21 protein-coding genes, 5 tRNA genes and 1 other annotated feature are annotated in these 20,474 nt (G+C 41.2%); of the genes, 22 read left to right on the top strand and 4 right to left on the bottom strand.

Translation table 11 applies throughout. From position 1 onward, the window contains the following. Positions 1-99: 99 nt before the first annotated feature. From NXG61_RS13720 to NXG61_RS13695, 6 genes are all read left to right on the top strand, one after another. Entirely contained in the window at positions 100-1,317 is a 1,218-nt protein-coding gene (locus NXG61_RS13720) for a radical SAM protein (RefSeq protein ID WP_196605508.1), read from the top strand. A 47-nt stretch (positions 1,318-1,364) separates the two neighbouring features. After that, positions 1,365-2,363 carry an ABC transporter substrate-binding protein gene (locus NXG61_RS13715; RefSeq protein WP_196605507.1) on the top strand — a complete coding sequence of 333 codons (999 nt, stop codon included), beginning with the start codon at positions 1,365-1,367 and terminating at the stop codon, positions 2,361-2,363. A 38-nt stretch (positions 2,364-2,401) separates the two neighbouring features. Next, positions 2,402-3,190, top strand: coding sequence for an ABC transporter permease (locus NXG61_RS13710; RefSeq protein WP_196605506.1), 789 nt, complete (start codon positions 2,402-2,404; stop codon positions 3,188-3,190). 14 nt (positions 3,191-3,204) lie between these two features. After that, entirely contained in the window at positions 3,205-3,975 is a 771-nt protein-coding gene (locus NXG61_RS13705) for an ABC transporter ATP-binding protein (RefSeq protein ID WP_196605505.1), read from the top strand. 127 nt (positions 3,976-4,102) lie between these two features. Continuing rightward, positions 4,103-5,290, top strand: a complete 1,188-nt coding sequence (gene metK, locus NXG61_RS13700; protein WP_307224799.1) for a methionine adenosyltransferase — start codon at positions 4,103-4,105, stop codon at positions 5,288-5,290. Positions 5,291-5,706: 416 nt separating this feature from the next. Then, positions 5,707-7,050: an anaerobic C4-dicarboxylate transporter gene (locus tag NXG61_RS13695; RefSeq protein WP_196605503.1), complete on the top strand. Its 1,344-nt coding sequence runs from the start codon at positions 5,707-5,709 to the stop codon at positions 7,048-7,050. A 139-nt stretch (positions 7,051-7,189) separates the two neighbouring features. On the opposite strand, the gene ilvA is transcribed toward NXG61_RS13695, so the two are convergent. Then, on the bottom strand, positions 7,190-8,449 hold the full coding sequence (gene ilvA, locus NXG61_RS13690; protein WP_196605502.1) for a threonine ammonia-lyase: 1,260 nt from the start codon (positions 8,447-8,449) through the stop codon (positions 7,190-7,192). 369 nt (positions 8,450-8,818) lie between these two features. Here ilvA and NXG61_RS13685 point away from each other — a divergent pair. From NXG61_RS13685 to rplL, 12 genes are all read left to right on the top strand, one after another. Continuing rightward, a tRNA-Pro gene (locus NXG61_RS13685) sits at positions 8,819-8,895 on the top strand. 123 nt (positions 8,896-9,018) lie between these two features. Continuing rightward, positions 9,019-9,094 (top strand) — tRNA-Thr (locus NXG61_RS13680). 6 nt (positions 9,095-9,100) lie between these two features. After that, positions 9,101-9,176: transfer RNA gene (locus NXG61_RS13675), tRNA-Met, on the top strand. A 5-nt stretch (positions 9,177-9,181) separates the two neighbouring features. After that, positions 9,182-9,257 (top strand) — tRNA-Thr (locus NXG61_RS13670). Positions 9,258-9,274: 17 nt separating this feature from the next. Further along, positions 9,275-9,351 (top strand) — tRNA-Met (locus NXG61_RS13665). A 177-nt stretch (positions 9,352-9,528) separates the two neighbouring features. After that, positions 9,529-9,678, top strand: coding sequence for a 50S ribosomal protein L33 (gene rpmG / locus NXG61_RS13660; protein ID WP_196605501.1), 150 nt, complete (start codon positions 9,529-9,531; stop codon positions 9,676-9,678). A gap of 72 nt (positions 9,679-9,750) precedes the next feature. Then, the gene (gene secE, locus NXG61_RS13655) at positions 9,751-9,960 is read left to right on the top strand and encodes a preprotein translocase subunit SecE (protein WP_196605951.1); all 210 of its coding nucleotides are present in this window, start codon (positions 9,751-9,753) and stop codon (positions 9,958-9,960) included. 19 nt (positions 9,961-9,979) lie between these two features. Then, a complete protein-coding gene (gene nusG / locus NXG61_RS13650) occupies positions 9,980-10,531 on the top strand; it encodes a transcription termination/antitermination protein NusG (RefSeq protein WP_196605500.1) in 552 nt (183 codons plus the stop codon). Positions 10,532-10,558: 27 nt separating this feature from the next. Beyond that, a complete protein-coding gene (gene rplK / locus NXG61_RS13645; RefSeq protein ID WP_196605499.1) occupies positions 10,559-10,984 on the top strand; it encodes a 50S ribosomal protein L11 in 426 nt (141 codons plus the stop codon). Positions 10,985-11,037: 53 nt separating this feature from the next. Beyond that, complete coding sequence (gene rplA / locus NXG61_RS13640; RefSeq protein ID WP_196605498.1) at positions 11,038-11,739, top strand: 50S ribosomal protein L1; 702 nt, start codon at positions 11,038-11,040, stop codon at positions 11,737-11,739. After that, positions 11,736-11,892: a sequence feature (ribosomal protein L10 leader region), on the top strand. (Overlaps the previous gene by 4 nt.) A 25-nt stretch (positions 11,893-11,917) precedes the next feature. Beyond that, on the top strand, positions 11,918-12,457 hold the full coding sequence (gene rplJ, locus NXG61_RS13635; RefSeq protein ID WP_196605497.1) for a 50S ribosomal protein L10: 540 nt from the start codon (positions 11,918-11,920) through the stop codon (positions 12,455-12,457). Positions 12,458-12,506: 49 nt separating this feature from the next. Further along, the gene (rplL, locus tag NXG61_RS13630; protein ID WP_196605496.1) at positions 12,507-12,875 is read left to right on the top strand and encodes a 50S ribosomal protein L7/L12; all 369 of its coding nucleotides are present in this window, start codon (positions 12,507-12,509) and stop codon (positions 12,873-12,875) included. 124 nt (positions 12,876-12,999) lie between these two features. On the opposite strand, the gene larE is transcribed toward rplL, so the two are convergent. The 3 genes from larE to NXG61_RS13615 form a co-directional block, all read right to left on the bottom strand. Next, complete coding sequence (larE, locus tag NXG61_RS13625) at positions 13,000-13,818, bottom strand: ATP-dependent sacrificial sulfur transferase LarE (RefSeq protein ID WP_196605495.1); 819 nt, start codon at positions 13,816-13,818, stop codon at positions 13,000-13,002. A gap of 58 nt (positions 13,819-13,876) precedes the next feature. Continuing rightward, on the bottom strand, positions 13,877-14,686 hold the full coding sequence (larC, locus tag NXG61_RS13620; protein ID WP_307224793.1) for a nickel pincer cofactor biosynthesis protein LarC: 810 nt from the start codon (positions 14,684-14,686) through the stop codon (positions 13,877-13,879). Positions 14,687-14,923: 237 nt separating this feature from the next. Beyond that, positions 14,924-15,352: an EamA family transporter gene (locus tag NXG61_RS13615; protein WP_196605493.1), complete on the bottom strand. Its 429-nt coding sequence runs from the start codon at positions 15,350-15,352 to the stop codon at positions 14,924-14,926. 196 nt (positions 15,353-15,548) lie between these two features. Here NXG61_RS13615 and NXG61_RS13610 point away from each other — a divergent pair, with 196 nt between their 5' ends. The 4 genes from NXG61_RS13610 to NXG61_RS13595 all read left to right on the top strand — a co-directional run bounded on the left by NXG61_RS13610 (position 15,549) and on the right by NXG61_RS13595 (position 20,448). Next, positions 15,549-16,604 carry an IS30 family transposase gene (locus NXG61_RS13610; RefSeq protein WP_432748913.1) on the top strand — a complete coding sequence of 352 codons (1,056 nt, stop codon included), beginning with the start codon at positions 15,549-15,551 and terminating at the stop codon, positions 16,602-16,604. A gap of 310 nt (positions 16,605-16,914) precedes the next feature. Continuing rightward, entirely contained in the window at positions 16,915-17,484 is a 570-nt protein-coding gene (locus NXG61_RS13605; RefSeq protein ID WP_196605492.1) for a YSC84-related protein, read from the top strand. 192 nt (positions 17,485-17,676) lie between these two features. Further along, a complete protein-coding gene (uvrC, locus tag NXG61_RS13600; RefSeq protein ID WP_307224576.1) occupies positions 17,677-19,491 on the top strand; it encodes an excinuclease ABC subunit UvrC in 1,815 nt (604 codons plus the stop codon). A gap of 93 nt (positions 19,492-19,584) precedes the next feature. Further along, positions 19,585-20,448, top strand: a complete 864-nt coding sequence (locus NXG61_RS13595; RefSeq protein ID WP_196605491.1) for a PHP domain-containing protein — start codon at positions 19,585-19,587, stop codon at positions 20,446-20,448. The last annotated feature ends 26 nt before the right edge of the window (positions 20,449-20,474 follow it).

The raw sequence follows: 20,474 nt of genomic DNA, 5'->3' as shown, positions 1-20,474 counted from the left end.
GGAAAACCAGAGGTTTTTTGCATACTAAGGCAGAGATCTCCGGTTTTTATGTTTTCTGCGGAAAATCAGGAAGAACCGAAAATTAAGGAGGTTAGAAATATGAGTCATTATTCCGATGAAGAAAAACATAAATTGTTAGATGAAATTAAATTAAAAAATCGTATTTTGGTTGAAGGTATAGCATTTGCACCTGAGGTTTTCAGACATTTGGACATCGGCGGCAAATATATCGAGCAGGTAAATGTTCTTTTTACCCATGATCGGCATGCGCACAGCAATATTGAATTTCCTGCGTGCTTTTTGACACCGCTGGGAAAATACAGAGTGCAGATACGCTGGAATATAGACAGTCCGCTGAAATTGAAATATGAGGATGGAATCTATAATATCTATGACAGGAAGAAACTGGTCATAGAAAATATTGAATTCACTAAGAGACCCGAATACTACGGCCGCAAAACGTCAGACGGGACAGCAATGCGCACGGTCGCGGCAGATTATGGTTATGGCGGCATGTTTGTATCGTACAGCAATGAATGCTCGCTGAAAGACAAAGGAATGGACTGCCTGTTCTGCAATATTAATGCAACAAAGGAAATTTATTCACAGTCGCAGGATATAAAATGGAAAACTCCGCAGCAGGTCGGTGAAACGATTGCGGTCGGCTATAAACAGGGTTTTGATCACGTGACAATAAGCGGCGGATTTATTCCCGAGAGAAGAGAAGTAGAATATTATATTGATGTGGCGGAAGCTATTCAGGAAGCCACAGGGCTTGAAGATTTTAACGGGACAGCCTGTGTGGGCGCACCGGAGGATCTGTCGGTATTTGAAAAATACAAAGAGGCAGGTTTTCGTACGATGGCGACAAATCTTGAAATATGGAATGAAAAAATATTTGATGTTATCTGCCCCGGTAAGGCTCAATTATGCGGCGGCAGAAAAAACTGGCTCAATGCACTTGATTATGAGGTTCAGGTATTTGGCCGGTATAATGTCCGGTCCACAGTGGTCTCGGGCATTGAGCCGAAAGAATCGCTGCTTGAAGGTATAGAATATTTGATTTCACACGGCATAGTCGTCTGTGCAAGTCAGTGGTATGTAAATGTGGGGTCACCGCTTGAGGGACACAGAACACCGACGGAAGAATGGCACTGGGATGTTTTTGAGAGAACCGCAGCTATGTATAGAAAATACGGAATAAGCTGGGAGAAAATACGCAATGCCAACGCCAATGCCGATACGGTGCCGTATGACTTGTTTCGACTGTATGAAAATATTGATGTCAATCCCCGGTATTACCGTGCGGCTGATTAAAATTCAGCGGATATTATAATTTAAGTTGAATGAAGGGAAAGAGTGCCATGAAATTTACCGCAATACGTAAAACCGCAGCTATATTAGGAATATTTTTATCAATGCTTTATTTTGCCGGCTGCGGCAGTTCAGCGCAGGAGGACGGAGAAAAATCAGCGGCGAAAGACAGTAACGTAAAAATACGTCTGGCATCACAGCCAACATATTTTCAGGTTTATGTGGCGGAAAAACTAGGCTATTTTAAGGATGAGGGACTTGATGTGGAAATTTCCACATTCAATTATGGGCCACCGATCATTGAAGGAATGACATCTGATAATCTGGATGTCGGTTTTATGGGCGATATGCCGGTTTATTCAGGTATTGCCAACGGACTTGACATAAAGATCATAGCTTCGGCGAGTGCTTCAAGCGACAATCAGGGAATTGCTGTCAGAGATGCCGCCCATATTCATCAGCTGTCTGATCTAAAAGGGAAAAAAATAGCAGTTCCTTTTGGCAGTAACGCTCAGCCTTTTTTATATCTGCTGCTGGCTAAAGGGGGGCTGACCGAAAAAGATGTCGAAATTGTAAATCTTGGCCCGTCAGATGGAGTTTCAAGTCTTGTATCAGGTGATATTGATGCTGATGTTATATGGGAACCAAACCTTTCACAAGCGGCAGAGACAGGAAACGGTGTATCCGTTCTGCAAAGAGGTACAGGTATAAAATTATTTGTGTCGCCAATATTGGCAAGAAACCAATTTATCAAAGATAATCCGGAAGCAACGGCCAAACTGCTGAAAGCACTGCAGAAAGCCGCAGAGTGGTCGAAGGCAAATCCTGACAAGGCAATAGAAATTACTCATGAAGCTACAGAAGCAACTGTTCCGGGATTAAAAATATTATTAGATGTAGGAGATTTGAATTTGACACTTACTCAGGATAAAATAGATGCTCTTGATAAAGGTGCAAAGGACTCTTATAAATATGGTCTGCTGAAAAAAAATGTTGATATTGCCAAATATATTGATACCTCAATTTTGCAAAAAGCAGGCATTCAATAAATGTTATCTATATACCTAGATGAAAGAAGGGGGAAAGCATGGCAGTCCACAATATTTTTCGGGTAAAAGCGTTATTTAAAAATTTATTTTTAGCCTTAGTGCTGCCCCTGCTTATAATAATTTTATGGCAGATTGCAAGTGATCGCGGTCTTATAAAACCATCGATATTTGCCAGTCCTGAAACTATTACCGTTTCGTTTGATCAAATGGTGGAGAAAGGCAGCTATTTTAAACATGTTACAGCAAGTCTGGGAAGAGTAATTTATGGATATATTATAGGGAGCATGCTTGGTCTTGTGCTTGGCAGCCTGGCGGTATTATTTAAAACCTTCGGCAAAATGGTTGACCCTTTGATAGGCATATTGAGACCGATTCCGGCTATCGCCTGTATTCCCTTTTTTATATTGTGGCTGGGAATAGGTGAGGCATCAAAAATAGGAGTTATTGTAATAGGCGCATTTTGGCCCGTACTGCTCAATACAATGCAGGGAATACGCAGTGCGGATCCGAAACTTCTGGAATTAGCAAAAGCCTTCGGCAAGACGAGAAAAATAATGTTATGCAAAATTATTTTACCTTCGGCCGTTCCGGCGATATTTACCGGACTGCGTTTGGGGATAAGCGGCGCATGGACCTGCGTGGTTGCAGCCGAAATGATCGCTGCTTCGGCCGGAGTGGGATATTTGATATCATATGGACGTGAGCTGGCACAGCCTGGGACATTATTCGTGGGAATTATTTCGATCGCGATAATTGGGCTGATCATAGATATATTAGTTATCAAAATACAGAAAAAAACATTGTATTGGGTGGATCAGGAGGATTAAGAAAGGATAAATCTATGGCTATAAATGTAAAAAATGTGCAAAAATTTTTCATTATTAACGGCAGAAAAATCGAAGTTTTGCATGATATAAATTTTTCTATTGGCGACGGACAGATTATCAGTATAGTTGGGACCAGCGGCTGCGGAAAAAGCACATTGTTAAAAGTTATAGCCGGATTGGAACAAAGCACATCAGGCAGCGTAGAATTAAACGGAAAAAAAATAGATCATCCTTCCGAAAAGGACATAGGTGTAATTTTCCAGGAACCAAGGCTGCTGCCATGGAGTTCGGTCGAAAAAAATATTGAGTTCGGCATATCGCAAACATTGTCAAAATCAGAGAAAAAAAAGATTATCAGGGAACATGTCGATCTGGTAGGACTGACCGGATTTGAAAAAGCACTGCCCAAGCAGCTGTCGGGCGGTATGCAGCAGCGGGTCAGCATAGCGCGTTCTTTGATCAACAGGCCAAATACATTGCTTTTGGATGAACCGTTTGGTGCACTTGATGCATTCACTAAAATAAATATGCAAAAAGAGGTATTGCATATTTGGGAAAAAGAAAAGACTACGCTGATTTTGGTGACACATGATATTGATGAGGCTATATTTATGGGGGATAAGATAGTGGTCTTATCAGCTAAGCCGGGAACCGTAAAAAAAGTTATTTCCGTGGAGCTTCCCAGACCCAGAGACAGAACCAGTGATGATTTTGCCCGTGTACGAAGGCTGGTATATGAACAATTTTTTCCTAAAGAGGAATTGGCCGTGGAATATAATATCTGAACGGCAAAAAATGATCAAAGCAGTAACATTCAAATGATAAAAATTATTTGGCGGGTAATAATGCAATATCAGGTGGGTGGATAATGAGCGTGTAAGTACAAAAATAATATAAAAGAGGTAATTCACCATGGGAAAATTATTTACATCCGAATCAGTTACGGAAGGACATCCTGATAAAATAGCCGACCAGATTTCAGATGCCATATTAGATGCGCTGCTGGAACAGGATCCCTATTCCAGAGTGGCGGCAGAAACTACGGTTGCTACCGGACTGGCTTTGATTGTAGGAGAAATTTCTACGAAAGCATACGTCGATATTGCTAAAATCACCCGTGAAACAATACGCAATATAGGGTACAATAAAAAATCAGACGGATTTAATGCCGATTCGATCGCCGTACTGGTGTCGGTCGACGAGCAGTCACCGGATATCGCTCAAGGAGTCGATAAAGCTCTGGAAACGCGTTCTGAAGAAAATGCATCAGCTTTTGATACAGGTGCGGGCGATCAGGGAATAATTTTCGGTTACGCTACTAATGAAACACCCGAGTATCTGCCGCCGGCGATTACCTTTGCACATCGTCTGGCAAGGCAATTGGCTAAGGTGAGAAAAACGGGTGTTCTGCCATATCTGAAACCTGATGGCAAAACACAGGTGACAGTGGAATTTGATGATGATAATAATGTGAAACGAATTGATACAATAGTATTGTCCACGCAGCATAGTGAAGAAATATCACTTGAACAAATAGAAGCAGATGTAAAAAAATATGTGATTCGGGAGGTAATTCCGGCCAGCCTGCTTGACGGGCAGACAAAATATTTTATCAATCCGACAGGCCGTTTTGTTATAGGCGGACCTCAGGGAGATTCTGGGCTGACCGGGAGAAAAATAATCGTAGATACATACGGAGGAACAAGCCGTCATGGAGGCGGTGCGTTCTCCGGCAAAGACGCGACGAAAGTTGACCGTTCGGCAGCATATGCCGCACGCTGGGTGGCAAAGAATATAGTTGCGTCAGGCATAGCGGATAAAATAGAAATCGAACTGGCATATGCAATAGGAGTTGCCAGACCCGTATCAGTCGCCGTTGAAACTTTTGGAACAGGAAAAATAAGCGACGGGCAGATAGTGGATGTTATAAAAACAGTATTTGATCTGAGACCGGGTGCCATTATCGAAACATTGGAACTGAGAAGACCTATTTACAGACAGACGGCCGCTTACGGCCATTTCGGCAGAAATGATCTGGATCTGCCATGGGAAAGGCTGAACAAAGCTGATGAAATAAAGGCGGCAGTCAGTAAATTATAATAGTAAAAAACCGCAGTAAGGAAATGTAAAAAATTCCCCATAAAATGGATTTTTCTTTTGTCTATTTTATAGGGAGTTTTTGTGTTATAAAAAAATAATTCTATCGGAAAAGTAAAAGAATAAATTCGGGAGTATTTTAGCAGATCAGGAAAAAGGTTATATAAGCTGGAACAGGACGGTGCAGCTTATCATAAAAAAAACCGATCGCATGCAATAAAAAAAACAATTGAATAAATAAATACAGATGACAATATGCCGAAATATTTGCTTTACAATGTTTTTCAGCAGTTATATTATATAAGCATAAATATGAATTGCCCATTTTTATGTTTATATGAATTTGACTAATCCATTTTAAATTTATATAATAACCCTATTGTATAATAAATACAATTTATTTTGGAGGGACTCATATTATGGAAATTTTAGGTTTTATTGTTCTAATCGCCTGTCTCGTTGTCGGTGTGCATTATGGCGGCTTGGGATTGGCGGCAGTATCAGGTATCGGTTTAACTTTTTTCGTCTTTGTCATAGGGCTGGTTCCCGGTAAACCTCCTATTGATGTTATGCTTACCATCATGGCTGTCGTAACATGCTCAGGTTTTTTGCAGGCATCAAAGGGACTGGATGTTATGCTGAAATATGCAGAGAAAATATTGCGTAAGAATCCTCAGAAAGTAACAGTCCTGGCTCCTATTACAACATGGTTTCTTACTGTCTTATGCGGAACAGGTCATGTGGTTTATACGATGTTTCCGATCATTTATGATATTGCCATAAAGCAGAATATACGTCCGGAACGCCCTATGGCTGTGGCTTCCGTTGCTTCACAGATGGGAATATGCGCTTCACCTGCGTCGGTGGCTGTAGTATCAATGGTAGCAATGCTGGCAAATACATCTCATCCTTTGGGGGTTGTGCAGATATTGTCAGTATCGATACCTGCCACTTTTTGCGGAGTAGTTGTGGCCGGATTATGGAGTTTGCATCGCGGCAAGGATTTGGACAAGGATGCGGCATTTCAGGCAAGACTGGCAGATCCGGAGCAGCGTGCTTATATTTATGAAGAGCAGGGTGAATCCATAGCCGAAATGAAACTGCCAAAGACTGCATACAGAGCGACTTTTATTTTTCTGGCGGGCATAGTAGTAATAGCCTTGTTCGGCAGCTTCCCGACAGAACTGCTTCCGTTTGTACCTGACGGAAAAGGTGTATGGCAGCCATTGTCAATGACGCCTACTATTCAGTTGTCTATGCTTGTTATAGCTGCGGTAATCCTCTTGGCGTGCAAGGTCAAGGTAAGTGAGGTTACAAACGGATCGGTATTTAAATCCGGTATGGTGGCTGTTGTTTCTGTGTATGGTGTAGCGTGGATGGCAGAAACCTATTTTGGTGCCTATCTGCCGGGAATGAAAAAAGTATTGGGGGAAGTGGTTCTCCAATATCCATGGACCTATGCGGTAGTATTGTTCTTGATATCAAAACTTGTTAATTCGCAGGCTGCGGCATTGGCTATTGTTGTCCCCATGGCATTGAGTGTAGGTGTAGATCCGCTGATAATCATCTCATTTATTTCGGCTTGTTACGGGTATTTCGTTTTGCCGACATATCCTTCGGATCTGGCTTGCATTGGTTTTGACCGTTCGGGTACTACACGCATCGGCAAGTTTGTAATAAATCATAGCTTTATACTTCCCGGACTTATCGGTATTATTACAGGCAGCTGTGTGGGCTATATAATAGCGCATATACTGTATTGAATTTAATTTTTCGATGACTGACATAAACGCTATTGTGCAATGAAAAACTGCCCCTCGAAAGTCAGATTTCCTAAATCTAACTTTCGAGGGGCAGTTTTTTGTCGATCCGGGAGATTATTTTGCCGATCTAAAACATTCTTTAATATACTTTCGTAATTTGGAAGCCATGTTTTTTTAATTCCTCAGAAATTTTTGCGACATGTTCGCTGTTATGAGTTTCAACGGTTACTTCCAATAATACTTTTTGAAAACTATCCGTAACTTTAGCTTGATTGTGATCAAGATGAATGACATTGGCATCAAGATCTGCCAGAATTTTTGAGATTGCAAGAAGCTGTCCCGGCTTGTCAGGCAGCTGAACGCTGAAACAGAACACACGGCTGCGTGCCACCAATGCTTTATCTATAAGCGCTGAAATTGTAGATATATCGATATTGCCGCCGCTGACTATAGCTGCGACTTTTTTTCCCTTGAAAGATAATTTAGGCAAAGCTGCCAAGGAAAGAACACCTGCTCCCTCAGCTATGAGCTTGTGCTTTTCTATCAAAGAAAGCAGTGCGGACATTATTTCGAATTCCGTGACTGTTATCACATCATCAACATATTTTTTTATGAAGGCGAAGGTAAGATCACCGGGAGTTTTCACTGCTGTGCCTTCTGCCACTGTTTCCACACTGGCAAGTGATACTACTCTGTCTGCTTCTAAAGACGCCTTTATGCAGGCTGCGCCTGCCGGCTCGACCCCAATCACTTTTACATGAGGATTTACAAGCTTTGTTGCCAAAGCTACCCCGCTGGCAAAACCGCCCCCGCCGATCGGAACAAGAATGACATCAACATCCTTCAGGCTGTCTATAATTTCCAGTGCGGTCGTTCCCTGCCCAAGCAAGACCTGCAGATTATTAAAAGGATGAATAAAAACATAACCGTTCTTTTTTTCTAACTCATAAGCTTTTGCACAGGCATCATCGTAGCTGTCGCCGTACAGGATAACCTCTGCTCCGTAAGCACGCGTCGCCTCAACTTTTAGAATCGGTGTCGTGGCGGGCATGACTATTACTGCTTTAATACCTAATTTTTGGGCGGCAAATGCCACTCCCTGCGCATGATTACCAGCAGAAGCAGCAATTACGCCACGTTTTTTCTGCGCGTCAGACAGCTGGCTGATGCAGTTATATGCACCGCGAAGCTTAAACGAACCTGTTTTTTGAAGATTTTCTGGTTTTATATATACATCATTGGATGAAATCTGAGAGAAATATTCACTATAAATAAGATCAGTATGACGGGTTATACCGTCAAGTTGTTTGGCCGCGCGATAAACATCGGCTATTGATGTTTCTGCGACAATTTGTGCAGGCATCTGCACTGTCTCTTTTTTTACTGCTGTTTTTTCCATTATAAAACTCTCCTGCTTCTATATAATATAATTGCCGCTTCAAAGTCGGTAAAATTTATTATAGCTAAAACATAATATATTTGCAATATTACAATCTGTTTTTATAAAATAAAAGAAAATGATCTCAAAAATATTTAATTTATATCCTGCTGATAGGTTTGCCTTGAAATTGTATTGAACATATCCGATTATCCGATATGTTCATGCAAACTTTAAAATAACGCTGAATCTAAAATATGAAATACGTGCATTGCTTTTTAATCGGTTCCCGTATTAATTACAGAGAAAAAGATATAAATATGCAGAAATAATTTTAAAATAAGGCTTGCATTATTGTTTGAAAAGCGATATAATATATTTTGTTTTCAACGGGATGTAGCACAGCTTGGTAGCGCGCATCGTTCGGGACGATGAGGTCGCAGGTTCGAATCCTGTCATCCCGACCATTTTTTTCATTAAGAATTTATTTCATTGATTGGATTAAAAAAAATGAAAAAAGTTCTTTACAAATGGTTTAGAACATGGTAGTATATATTACCGACGGCTGATTCGATTGAAAGGCATAGCATGCTGATGTAGCTCAATTGGCAGAGCAGCTGATTTGTAATCAGCAGGTTGGAGGTTCAAGTCCTCTCGTCAGCTCCAAATTATCGCGGGGTGGAGCAGTTGGTAGCTCGTCGGGCTCATAACCCGAAGGTCAGAGGTTCAAGTCCTCTCCCCGCAACCAATTATGCTGATGTAGCTCAGTCGGCAGAGCGTATCCTTGGTAAGGATAAGGTCACCAGTTCAATCCTGGTCATCAGCTCCATAAAAAAAGAGAATTGCGGCGGCGTAGCTCAGTTGGCTAGAGCATGCGGTTCATACCCGCAGTGTCCGCGGTTCAAATCCGTGCGCCGCCACCAAAGTGCAAGTACAACCCCTTTTATGGGGGTTTTATTTATGTAAGTAAGAAATTAAAGCGGTTTTTAATTGACAGTTATCGCTTGCTATGGTAAAGTTTATTCGGGTATGCAGCCGTAAAATTGCGGCGCTTGATAAATTATCATATGAATTATTATTCGGTAAGGAGTGCATAGGAAATGCGTAATGCAGTTACTTTGGCCTGCACAGTTTGCAAACAGCGTAATTATCAGACCAATAAAAACAAAAAGAACGATCCGGACAGACTGGAAATGAATAAATATTGCAAGTTTTGTCAGAAACATACACCGCATAGAGAAACAAAATAATTTTTATGTTTGAAGATGATGAGTTTTATACTGTATTTATTTTAGGATGTGAATGGATTGACTGATGGGAAAATGACAACTGAGAATGAAAAAAGTAAGAGTTTCAATCTAAAAGAATTTCTAACTGGCGTCAAAGCAGAAATGAAAAGAGTGGTTTGGCCTACTCGTAAGGAATTGTCTTCTTATACAGTCGTTGTATTCATCGCAGTTATATTTGTGTGTGCTCTCATCTGGATATGCGATACCGTTTTCGCCAGGGCTTTAGAAATTATTTTGCGTTGATACCGGGGAGGTGCAGTGAATGTCCATTAATGCGGAAACTGAAAAAAGATGGTATGTCATTCATACCTATTCCGGTTATGAAAACAAAGTAAAGGTTAATCTGGAACGTAAGGTTCATTCCATGGGGATGGAAAGTGAAATATTTAAAATAGTTGTTCCTTTGGAAAATGAAATTGAGAAGAAAAACGGGAAAGAAAAGGTAGTAAGTCATAAAGTCTTTCCGGGATATGTGCTTGTCGAAATGATCGTGAGTGACCGTTCGTGGTACGTAGTAAGAAATACACCGGGAGTTACCGGCTTTGTCGGATCTGGAACGAAACCTATTCCTCTTACTGACGGAGAAGTGAAAAAGATTCTTGGTTCCTGTGGAGAAGATGGAGCTGTTTCGGCGACAGTCAGCATTGATGTAGAAATAGGAGAAAGCGTCCATATTAATTCAGGGGCTTTCGAGAATTTTGCAGCAACTGTTACAGAAATTGATTATAATAAATCAAAAGTGAAAGTTATCGTCGATATGTTTGGCAGGGAAACGACTGTAGAAGTCGGCTTTGACCAAATAGAGAAGATTTAATATATCTCGTTTAAGGAGGTGTTAGATATGCCGAAAAAAGTTGTAAAGATGGTAAAGCTGCAAGTAGCAGCAGGAAAAGCGACTCCTGCTCCTCCGGTTGGTCCTGCATTAGGTCAGGCTGGGGTAAATATTATGGCTTTTGTTAAAGAATTCAATGAACGAACAGCCAAACAGGCCGGTCTTATAATTCCTGTAGAAATCAGTGTGTTTGAAGATCGTTCTTTTACCTTTATCACGAAGACACCGCCAGCTGCAATATTATTAAAAAAAGCTGCTGGGATTGAAAAGGCTTCTGGTGAACCAAACAAAAAGAAAGTAGCTAAGCTGCCTCGCGCAAAAGCTGCAGAAATTGCTGAATCAAAAATGCAGGATTTGAATGCTGCTGATGTTGAAGCAGCAACCCGTATGATAGAAGGCACTGCCCGTAGTATGGGGATTGAAATCGTAGATTGATTTCATAGTACGTGGGAGGCATACCCGTTATAACCACGAAAGGAGAATATTTTATGGCCAAATTTGGCAAAAAATATCAGGATGCAGCAAAACTTATTGAAGATAAGCTTTATGATGCTTCCGAAGCTGTTGAATTAGTTAAAAAAACTGCGACAGCTAAGTTTGATGAAACAATAGAAGCGGCAATACGTTTAGGTGTAGATCCTAAATATGCGGATCAGCAGGTTCGCGGCGCATTAGTTCTGCCGCACGGTACAGGTAAAACTAAAAAGGTTCTCGTTTTTGCTAAAGGTGACAAGGTTAACGAAGCGGAAGCAGCGGGAGCTGATTATGTTGGATCAGATGAGTTTGTTACTAAGATTCAAGGCGGCTGGTATGATTTTGATGTAACAGTTGCGACTCCTGATATGATGGGGGTTGTTGGTCGTTTAGGTAAGATTCTTGGTCCGCGCGGCCTGATGCCTAATCCAAAATTGGGAACTGTTACTATGGATCTTACAAAAGCTATCGGCGAAATAAAAGCCGGTAAGATCGAATATCGTACGGATAAAGCAGGGAATATTCATGTGCCTATCGGAAAAGCTTCTTTTGACAGTGCTAAGTTACTGGAAAATTTCCAGATATTGATTGATACACTGATAAAAGTGAAACCGGCAGCAGCAAAGGGACAATATATGAAATCTGTTACCTTGAGTGCTACTATGGGCCCTGGTGTTCATGTTAATCCGTCTTTGAAAGCAACTAAAGCTGAATAATACATCTTAAGAAACTTAAGACAGCAGGTGCCGCATCGCGGTATAATTGTGATTGCCTGCCGAGGTTTAATGGATTTTTGATATATATGGCAATGCCATTATTCTAAAATGCAGCCTGCGGCAGAAGACCACAGGCTGTTTTGTTATGCAGGCACAATTTTTGAGAGGAGGTGTTTTCATGGCAGTACGTCCAGAAAAACAAGCTATCGTTGCAGAACTTAAGGAAAGCTTTACCAATGCACAGGGGATTGTTCTCACCAGCTATAAAGGTCTCACTGTTGCTCAGGATACAAAGCTTCGTGCAAAAATGCGTGAAGCGGGTGTTGTTTATCATGTTGTAAAAAATACGATGCTCCGTTTTGCGGCTAAGGATCTTGGTTATGAAGATTTGATTCAATATTTGGAAGGTACGACAGCAGTTGCTTATTCCAGTGAAGATGCTATTGCTCCGGCGAAAGTTATTGAAACTTTTATAAAGGAAAACAATCTGGCAACAACAGAAACTTTAACTGTTAAAGCCGGTGTTGTTGACGGTAAGGTTATTAATGCTGAAGGCGTTAAGGCTTTGGCTTCTCTGCCTTCCCGCGAAGTCCTCATTGCCAAATTGCTTGGCAGTATGCAGGCTCCTGTTTCCGGTGTGGTCAATGTACTTCAGGGCACGATCCGCAATGCTGTTTATGTGCTTGAAGCGATTCGTAAACAGAAAGAATCAGCCTAAGCTATATATTATATAATAAAACGACATTCAATTTTGGAGGAATATTAAAATGACTAAAGAAGAAATTATGCAAGCCATTGAAGAAATGACTGTTCTTGAATTATCTGAACTTGTAAAAGCTATGGAAGAAAAATTCGGTGTTAGTGCAGCTGCTCCTGTTGCTGTTGCTGCTGCTCCTGCCGCTGGCGGCGCTGCTGCTGAAGAAAAAACCGAATTTGATGTAATCCTTGCATCTGCTGGCGCAAGCAAAATCAACGTTATCAAAGCTGTTCGTGAAATAACCGGACTTGGTTTGAAAGAAGCTAAGGCTTTAGTTGATGGTGCTCCTGCTCCTATCAAAGAAAAAGTAGCTAAAGATGAAGCTGATACTGTTAAAACTAAATTAGAAGAAGCTGGCGCAACTGTAGAAGTAAAATAATTTTATTTCTCTTTGGACAGAGCATAAAGGATCAATAATAATATTTAAGCAGTATCATCTGCAGTGCAATGCTGCAGATGATACTGCTTTTTTGATTTTTCAGATGAAATTATTTAAAGGTAAATTATTGTGCCAGTACTTCATTCATGCTGCCGGTGCGATAGCCGGCAAGATCCAGTGTAACAAACTTAAATCCCAGTTTTTTCAAAGCGTTGCATATATACTGAGCATTTTCAGGTATGGCAAGAATGGGAATATCAGCCTGAGAAACCTCGATGCGGGCCAAATTATCATGATGTCGGACTCGGATTTGCCCGCTGCAAAATTTTTTTACTATCTTTTCTGCCTGTTCAATTTGATTCAGACGTTCCTTTGTGACAGTCAGACCATAAGCTATTCGGGATGATAAGCAGGCTGCACTGGGTTTATTCCATGTAGGCAAACCCCATTCTTTAGAAATTTCCCGTATTTCTGCTTTGGTCAAGCCGGCTTCCAGCAGAGGACTGCATACACCTTCCATTTCGGCTATTGCCTTCATGCCCGGACGATAATCCATGCAATCATCAGCGTTAGCACCGTCCAGCACCCATGTATAACCGTGTTCTATCCCCCATTGGTGCAGGGCATTAAAGCGGGTTTTTTTGCAATAATAGCAGCGATTTTTAGTGTTGGCTGCAAACTCGGTATTCGCCAATTCATCGATAGGCAGTAAAATATGTTGTATTCCTAATTGATTGGCTATTCGTACCGCCTCCTCTTTTTCTGATACAGGCAGTGTAGCCGAATACGCAGTTGCGGCTATTGCTTTCTTTCCCAGACTGCGAGAGGCTGCAGCCGTTAAAAAAGTGCTGTCCACACCGGCAGAAAAACCTACGACTGCACTGTCAAGATCAGTCAATAATTTTATTAAGTGATCCAATTTGGACTGAAGTTCAATATTCATAGTTTATAACCTCTTTTTCATATTTTCGGGATGAATAAATATTATTCGAGCATAATAGTCATTTTTCAGAGTCTTTGTTAGTTTTTTCACTGCCAAGATATACTCTTAGAACATTAGGAATTTCAAGATCTCTATGTCCTATGCCATAACCGATCTTGCTTACTGAAAAGGTCATGTTGTCGGTGAAGGTACTGACATTTGCCGCCAAAATAGCGGCGCCGGTCGGTGTAGTAGTTTCAAACGGGACTATGCCTGTCTTAATGGGAATATCCTTTAAGATTTCAATTGTAGCCGGTGCAGGAATAGGAATAATGCCGTGAGCACATTTTACAAATCCTCCGCCCAGCTGAACGGCTGAAGCGATGATCTTGTCTGCTTTTAAAAAGTCCAGGCATATAGCGGCTCCGGTAATGTCAATAATTGAATCTACTGCGCCAACTTCATGGAAATGAACTTCATCCAAAGAACTGCCATGAACTTTTGCCTCGGCCTCCGCGATCTTCATAAAAATATCTAAGCTTGTTTTTTTGACAGAAGCATTTAAACTGCTCTTGTTGATGATATTTTCAATATCCTTCAAATTTCTATGATCATGATGCCCCTGTTTGTGATCATGACTCATATCGGGCTGCTTTTGAGTATTATGTCCGTGGCTGCCAATGGTTTCCTGCTTTAAAACTACATCAACTCTGGTGCCGTTGATACCAGCTTTCTTGTCTTTTTTTATCTTCAGTTCGTACTCAGCAGCCAGATTGAGTTTAGATAATTCCTGTCTCAAGTAATTTTCATCTACACCTAAATCAAGCAATGCGCCAATATTCATATCACCACTGATACCGCAAAAACAATCATAATATAAAACTTTCATAAATTTTCTCTCCAATTTCTGGCTGTTAGTAAGTAAAATCAATGAGCTGTGTCTTTCTTCTGCATGGCAATCCTTATAGCCATTACTGAAAAATAACTGCCGTTTGATCTCATTTTTTCATAATAAGAGTAACACTTGGAGTCAACACCAAGTCAAGTGTTTTTTTTACACGGTGAAATCCTGGTTATATATAAAATATATTATAATTAATTGTCGTTATCTGTCCGGTACATATTTTTAAAAAATTGCTAAGACCAGTCCTCCGCAAGCAATAAGTAAGATGCCTAAGCCATGAATCAGACTTATTTTCTCCTGAAAAATCAACATGGCCAATAGAACAGAAAAAACTACACTTAGTTTATCTATCGGAGCTACCTGAGAAATTTTTCCGACTTTTAATGCCAAAAAATAGAACAGCCAGGATGTTGCTCCGGCAATTCCGCTCAAACATATGAACAGCAGTGCTTTTCGATCAGCAAAAACATCAGGAATATGTTGCAGGCTGCCTTGTAAAGCAGTAACGCCTATCAAAAATAATGCCATAATTATAGAGCGCACTGCCGTTGCTGCATTGCTGTCGATTCCCTGTAAGCCCACCTTGCCAAAAATAGAAACCAGCGCGGCACTAAGTGCCGAAAGCAATGCATAAAAGAGCCAACTTTCCAATTCTATTACCTCCAGATATGTATGTTCACATATTTTATCAATCTAACAATATATAATAGTACCACAGATCACAAAAAATATTAAAGGTTGATTGTAAAATGAAAATGAACAGTTAGCAAAAAGTCCACAGTGACTTTTCTTTAAATGGTAAAATGGAGTTCTCACAGCACCATTAACCAAAGAGGAGACAATCACTATGGACTGCCATAATTATATCACAGTATTCCCTGAACGAAAACGTGGTCAGCACTTGGGACGGGAAGAACGCGGAGCGATCCAGCAACTAAACAAGCAAGGATACTCTCTGCGGGCAATCGCCCGAGAAATCAACTGTTCGCCAAGTACTATCATGTATGAATTGCGCCGCGGTACACCGCTGCGCAAAAGCCATAGAGGACGTGCACCGGAGTACAGCGCCAAACGAGGTCTTGCAGTATATGAAATGAATCGAATGAAGTGCAAAAGGCCGCATTATATCACACATTGCTCAGATTTTGTTAAGTGGGTGGTTGCGCAAGTCAGGGCAAAAAAGTGGTCGTTAGACGCTTGCGTCGGTCATGCGCGCCTGCACCAGCTCTTTGCTGATAAAGAAATGGTATGCACGAAGACCCTATATAACGAAATGGCTGCTGGTAATTTGCCGCTATCGCTGTTCGAGCTGCCTGAAATTCTAAAGCGAAAGCAAAACAAAAAAGGAACCCGAAAGCATAAACGTCTGAAAGGTCGCAGCATTGACGAACGTCCTGACATCGTAGATTTACGCACGGAATTCGGCCATTGGGAAGCTGACACGGTGATTGGCAGAAAAAAAGTCAGAGAAGCTGCTGTTTTAACTCTGATTGAGCGTGTTACAAACAATTACCTGGCTATTCGCATTCCTGGTAAAAACAGTGAGTCTGTCATGGCTGCGATGAAAGAACTACACGCTGAATATGGTGAGCGTTTCAGTTCTGTTTTCAAAACCATTACAACCGATAATGGCTCTGAATTCGAGGAATTTTCCAAGATTGAAGCCTGGGGTTCCAGTGTTTATTATGCACATCCTTACTCCTCTTGGGAGCGACCAGTAAATGAACGGCACAACGGCTTCTTGCGTCAATATATTCCAAAGGGCGTTTCGATTGAGAAATATACTTATGAAGATATATTACACTTTGCCGATGAATTGAATAGCCGTCCGCGCAAGCGACTTGCCTACCAGACACCGGAAGAATTGTTCGACGCTTTTCTCGATAAACTTTATATTGCCTGAGATCATCGGCATTTTACCAAAGTGTTCAATTTGCTATTGCAATTTACGAAAAAATATTAAAGTATCTACAAACGATTTATATCAAAATATTATTTAAAAAATTCTGTGCTGGATATTTTCGATCTTGGAATAAGATATGGGATAAAATAAACTGCGATGGCTAAGCAGCAAGTATATGGAACCTAATGAAAATATAATATTGCGCTAATACTGGGGATTTGCTATTATAATATCAGTGTGAATTTCTTAGTGCACTTCATTATTTATTCAGGATCCCGTAGGAAAATTTTTTTATTGTGGAGGAATACCAATGAAAAAGATAGTGGGAAAGACAGCTTGGCTGATATTTGTTTTGGTGATAGCATTTGCTTCAACAGCGGCAGCCGCCAGTAAAGATGCACAACGAGATGAATTGCGGCAGAAAACGGCAGCAACGCTGGATGCGCTTTATAAAGAACAGCCTAAGGCACAATCGGTCATCGAACATGCGGCTGGTTATGCGGTGTTCAACAGTACCGGTTTGAAATTGGGACTTTTGGGCAGCGCTCACGGACGGGGAATGGCTGTAAATAACAGCAGCGGACAGGAAATATTCATGCGTATGCAGGAATATCAGGCTGGATTGGGATTGGGAGTCAAGGAGTATGCAGTGATTTTTGTTTTTGCAAATGAAGATGCATGGAACACCTTTGTGGAAAAAGGATGGTCCTTCGGTGCACAGGCAACAGCGGCTGCCAATGACGGGGTAAGCGGCGATTCTTTGGAAGGCGCAGTGATGGTGTCTCCGGGAGTATGGATATATCAGATGACTACAAAGGGCCTGGCCGTGGAAGTTGCAGTAAAAGGGACAAATTATTACAAAGACAAGAATCTTAACTGAACAGCAAGGGCGCTTTTTGCAGTCGATGAAGCCTACCCTTGTCAGCTGATTGCCAAGCCGCCATTCAGGCGGCTTTTTTGTCTTAAAGTAGAAATGTTAATAGTTGATCAGATTTTAAGAACTGAGTGCAGCTTGTACAATTCTGCTTATATTGTCCGTTAAATCAGACCGCATAGGAGGTAGTTGATGAAAATGAATGAGCTTATAGAGCAGAAGCTGCAGCAGCTGCCCCAAAGTCCCGGTGTATATATCATGAAGGACGCCAATAAGAGAATAATATATGTGGGCAAGGCAATTGTTCTGAAGAATAGGGTACGGCAGTATTTTCAGAGCAATAAAAATCATTCTGCCAAAGTAATTTCAATGGTAAATAGAATAGCCGATTTTGAAACAATAATGACAGGATCTGAGATCGAAGCCTTGATTTTGGAATGCAACCTTATAAAAAAGCATCATCCGCGGTACAATATCAGTCTGCGTGATGATAAAACATATCCCTATTTGAAGGTCACTCTTTTAGAAGATTTTCCAAGAGTAATAGTGACAAGACATATAAAAAAGGATGGTTCGCGTTATTTCGGACCATATACAAATGTTGGCGCGGTTAAGGAGAGCTTGAAACTTTTGAGGAAATCCTTTCCGCTGCGCACCTGTAAGAATATGAATGTGGATCGGCCTTGTCTGGAATATCATATAAAAAGATGCTTTGCGCCATGTGTGGGGAAAATAGGCAAGAAAGCATATGCTGAAATGGTCAATTCTGTAGTGCTTTTTCTGGACGGGAAAAATGATATCCTTGAAAAATCACTGCAGCAGCAAATGGAAAAAGCAGCCGCAAATCTTCAGTTTGAAATGGCGGCATCATTGCGTGATCAGCTTGCATCTGTCAGAAAAACAATTGAAAAACAAAAAATAATGACGGGGGAAGGAAATCAGGATGCCATCGGTATGGCTCGTTCTGGCCGCGGGGCATGCATACAGGTTTTTTATATCAGAAATGGGAAGATGACGGGCCGCAGTCATTTTATACTTAAAAACAGTGAAGAGGAAACAGACGAGGATGTTCTTACCGCATTCCTGCAGCAATATTACAATCAGACATCCTCACTGCCCAGAGAAGTATTGCTGCCGTGCGGTATAAAGGAACAATCGCTGCTGGAAAGCTGGCTGACAAAAGAATATGGTTCAAAGGTGGAAGTGAATATCCCCCAGAGGGGAGTAAAAAAAGATATAATAAAAATGGCCGAAGAAAATGCAGAAAAATATCTTAAAGATGAAGAAGAAAGAATTTTGCGTGAAGATGCCAAAACTATGGGGGCTGTAAAAGAACTGGGAAAATATCTGCGCCTGGTGCATCTGCCAAAAAGAATGGAATGTTTTGATATATCACATATACAAGGTTCGGAAACTGTAGCATCTATGGTGGTTTTTGAAAACGGTGAGGCTAAAAAATCAGATTACAGACGGTTTAAAATAAAATCCACGGAAGGAAAACCAGACGATTTTATGTCCATGCGTGAAGTCACAAAACGACGTTATGAAAAGCTTGATGAAGGGGAAATGCCAGATCTTATAATAATAGACGGCGGCAAAGGGCAGCTGAGTTCGGCACTTGAGATAATAAGAGGAGCAGGTCATCTGACTGTGCCGGTCGTGGGACTTGCCAAGCAGTTCGAGTACATTTTTACAGAAGGGGAGAGTGATCCGGTCATTCTGCCTCGCCGCAGCGATGCACTTTATCTGGTGCAGCGAATACGTGATGAAGCGCATCGGTTTGCTATTACTTATCATCGGAAACTGCGCGGCAAGAGAAATATGGTTTCCATTCTTGACCATATTGACGGCATAGGTCCCAAACGACGCAAGCTTTTGTGGGATCATTTTGGCAGGCTGGATAAAATAAAGTCAGCTTCTGTGGAGGAAATGGCAGCCGTAAGGGGAATGACTAAACCGACAGCACAGGCTGTATATAATTTTTTTGCGGCACAGGAATCATTTGTGCATTAGAAGTGACACCTGATGTTGTGTTTATAAATAAATTGCTTTACAATAAATATATTATATTGAATTGCATATATTATTAACGAAGGGTGTCGGAAAATGAAATTTATTGATTTACATGTTCATTCTACTATGTCAGATGGTTCATACACACCGCGGGAATTAGTACAATTGGCAAAAAAACGCGGTGTATCGGCGATTACTTTGTCTGATCATGATACTATAGATGGAATTAATGAAGCTGCGCAGGAAGCTCTGTGTTCAGGAGTAGAATTTATTCCGGGAATGGAGGTTTCTATAGATTACAGAAATAGAAAACTTCATGCCGTGGCACTTGGCTTTGATTATAACCATCCTGCTTTTAAGAGCTTATATAAAAATATTCGTGCACATAAGGAAAATCAGATGGAACGGGTGATCGATCGCATACGGGAAAAAGGAGTAGATATAAGTCTGGAAAAAGTCAGACCTTTCGTGTACGGTGAAAAGATGGAGCGCTATGCTATAATGCGCTATATGACGACCTTGCATTTGACCGATACCATGCAGGAACTTTGGGACACATACCTGAACCCGACAATACAGGAGCTGGGTCTGAACAAAAATATCGGCATTGCCGAAGCTGCGGAGGGAATACATCAAGCCGGCGGGGTGCTTTCGCTTGCTCATTTTCATAAATTGATAGGCCTTATGGGGATGAGCCGCCGTGAGCAGGAAAATGCCATTGCTGAGCTTCACGGTATGGGGCTTGATGGGATGGAGCAATATTATACAAATTACAGTGAGGATGACAAAGCTTTTGCTGCGGCTATGATCGAAAAATATGATTTATTACCAACGGGCGGCAGTGATTTTCACGGTAAAAACCGTATAGGTGTGGAATTGGGTACGGGAACGGACGATAACCTTTGTATTCCGTACGAATTATATGAAAATATATTGAGGCACTGCGGAAAACACTGACAGTCCCGGTAAATGAAGCTTAATAT

The sequence above is a fragment of the Pectinatus haikarae genome (assembly GCF_050916305.1).
Taxonomy (GTDB): Bacteria; Bacillota; Negativicutes; order Selenomonadales; family Selenomonadaceae; genus Pectinatus; species Pectinatus haikarae.
This window is presented reverse-complemented; position numbering and strand designations above follow the sequence as displayed.

Excerpts from the sequence above, each read along its gene's own strand:
- larC (WP_307224793.1), bottom strand. The coding sequence starts at position 14,686 with ATGAAAGTTTTATATTATGATTGTTTTTGCGGTATCAGTGGTGATATG.
- NXG61_RS13705 (WP_196605505.1), top strand. The coding sequence starts at position 3,205 with ATGGCTATAAATGTAAAAAATGTGCAAAAATTTTTCATTATTAACGGC.
- rplA (WP_196605498.1), top strand. The coding sequence starts at position 11,038 with ATGGCCAAATTTGGCAAAAAATATCAGGATGCAGCAAAACTTATTGAA.
- ilvA (WP_196605502.1), bottom strand. The coding sequence starts at position 8,449 with ATGGAAAAAACAGCAGTAAAAAAAGAGACAGTGCAGATGCCTGCACAA.
- rplK (WP_196605499.1), top strand. The coding sequence starts at position 10,559 with ATGCCGAAAAAAGTTGTAAAGATGGTAAAGCTGCAAGTAGCAGCAGGA.
- NXG61_RS13610 (WP_432748913.1), top strand. The coding sequence starts at position 15,549 with ATGGACTGCCATAATTATATCACAGTATTCCCTGAACGAAAACGTGGT.
- NXG61_RS13595 (WP_196605491.1), top strand. The coding sequence starts at position 19,585 with ATGAAATTTATTGATTTACATGTTCATTCTACTATGTCAGATGGTTCA.
- secE (WP_196605951.1), top strand. The coding sequence starts at position 9,751 with ATGACAACTGAGAATGAAAAAAGTAAGAGTTTCAATCTAAAAGAATTT.
- metK (WP_307224799.1), top strand. The coding sequence starts at position 4,103 with ATGGGAAAATTATTTACATCCGAATCAGTTACGGAAGGACATCCTGAT.
- rpmG (WP_196605501.1), top strand. The coding sequence starts at position 9,529 with ATGCGTAATGCAGTTACTTTGGCCTGCACAGTTTGCAAACAGCGTAAT.
- rplJ (WP_196605497.1), top strand. The coding sequence starts at position 11,918 with ATGGCAGTACGTCCAGAAAAACAAGCTATCGTTGCAGAACTTAAGGAA.
- NXG61_RS13720 (WP_196605508.1), top strand. The coding sequence starts at position 100 with ATGAGTCATTATTCCGATGAAGAAAAACATAAATTGTTAGATGAAATT.
- rplL (WP_196605496.1), top strand. The coding sequence starts at position 12,507 with ATGACTAAAGAAGAAATTATGCAAGCCATTGAAGAAATGACTGTTCTT.
- NXG61_RS13695 (WP_196605503.1), top strand. The coding sequence starts at position 5,707 with ATGGAAATTTTAGGTTTTATTGTTCTAATCGCCTGTCTCGTTGTCGGT.
- nusG (WP_196605500.1), top strand. The coding sequence starts at position 9,980 with ATGTCCATTAATGCGGAAACTGAAAAAAGATGGTATGTCATTCATACC.
- uvrC (WP_307224576.1), top strand. The coding sequence starts at position 17,677 with ATGAATGAGCTTATAGAGCAGAAGCTGCAGCAGCTGCCCCAAAGTCCC.
- larE (WP_196605495.1), bottom strand. The coding sequence starts at position 13,818 with ATGAATATTGAACTTCAGTCCAAATTGGATCACTTAATAAAATTATTG.
- NXG61_RS13605 (WP_196605492.1), top strand. The coding sequence starts at position 16,915 with ATGAAAAAGATAGTGGGAAAGACAGCTTGGCTGATATTTGTTTTGGTG.
- NXG61_RS13710 (WP_196605506.1), top strand. The coding sequence starts at position 2,402 with ATGGCAGTCCACAATATTTTTCGGGTAAAAGCGTTATTTAAAAATTTA.
- NXG61_RS13715 (WP_196605507.1), top strand. The coding sequence starts at position 1,365 with ATGAAATTTACCGCAATACGTAAAACCGCAGCTATATTAGGAATATTT.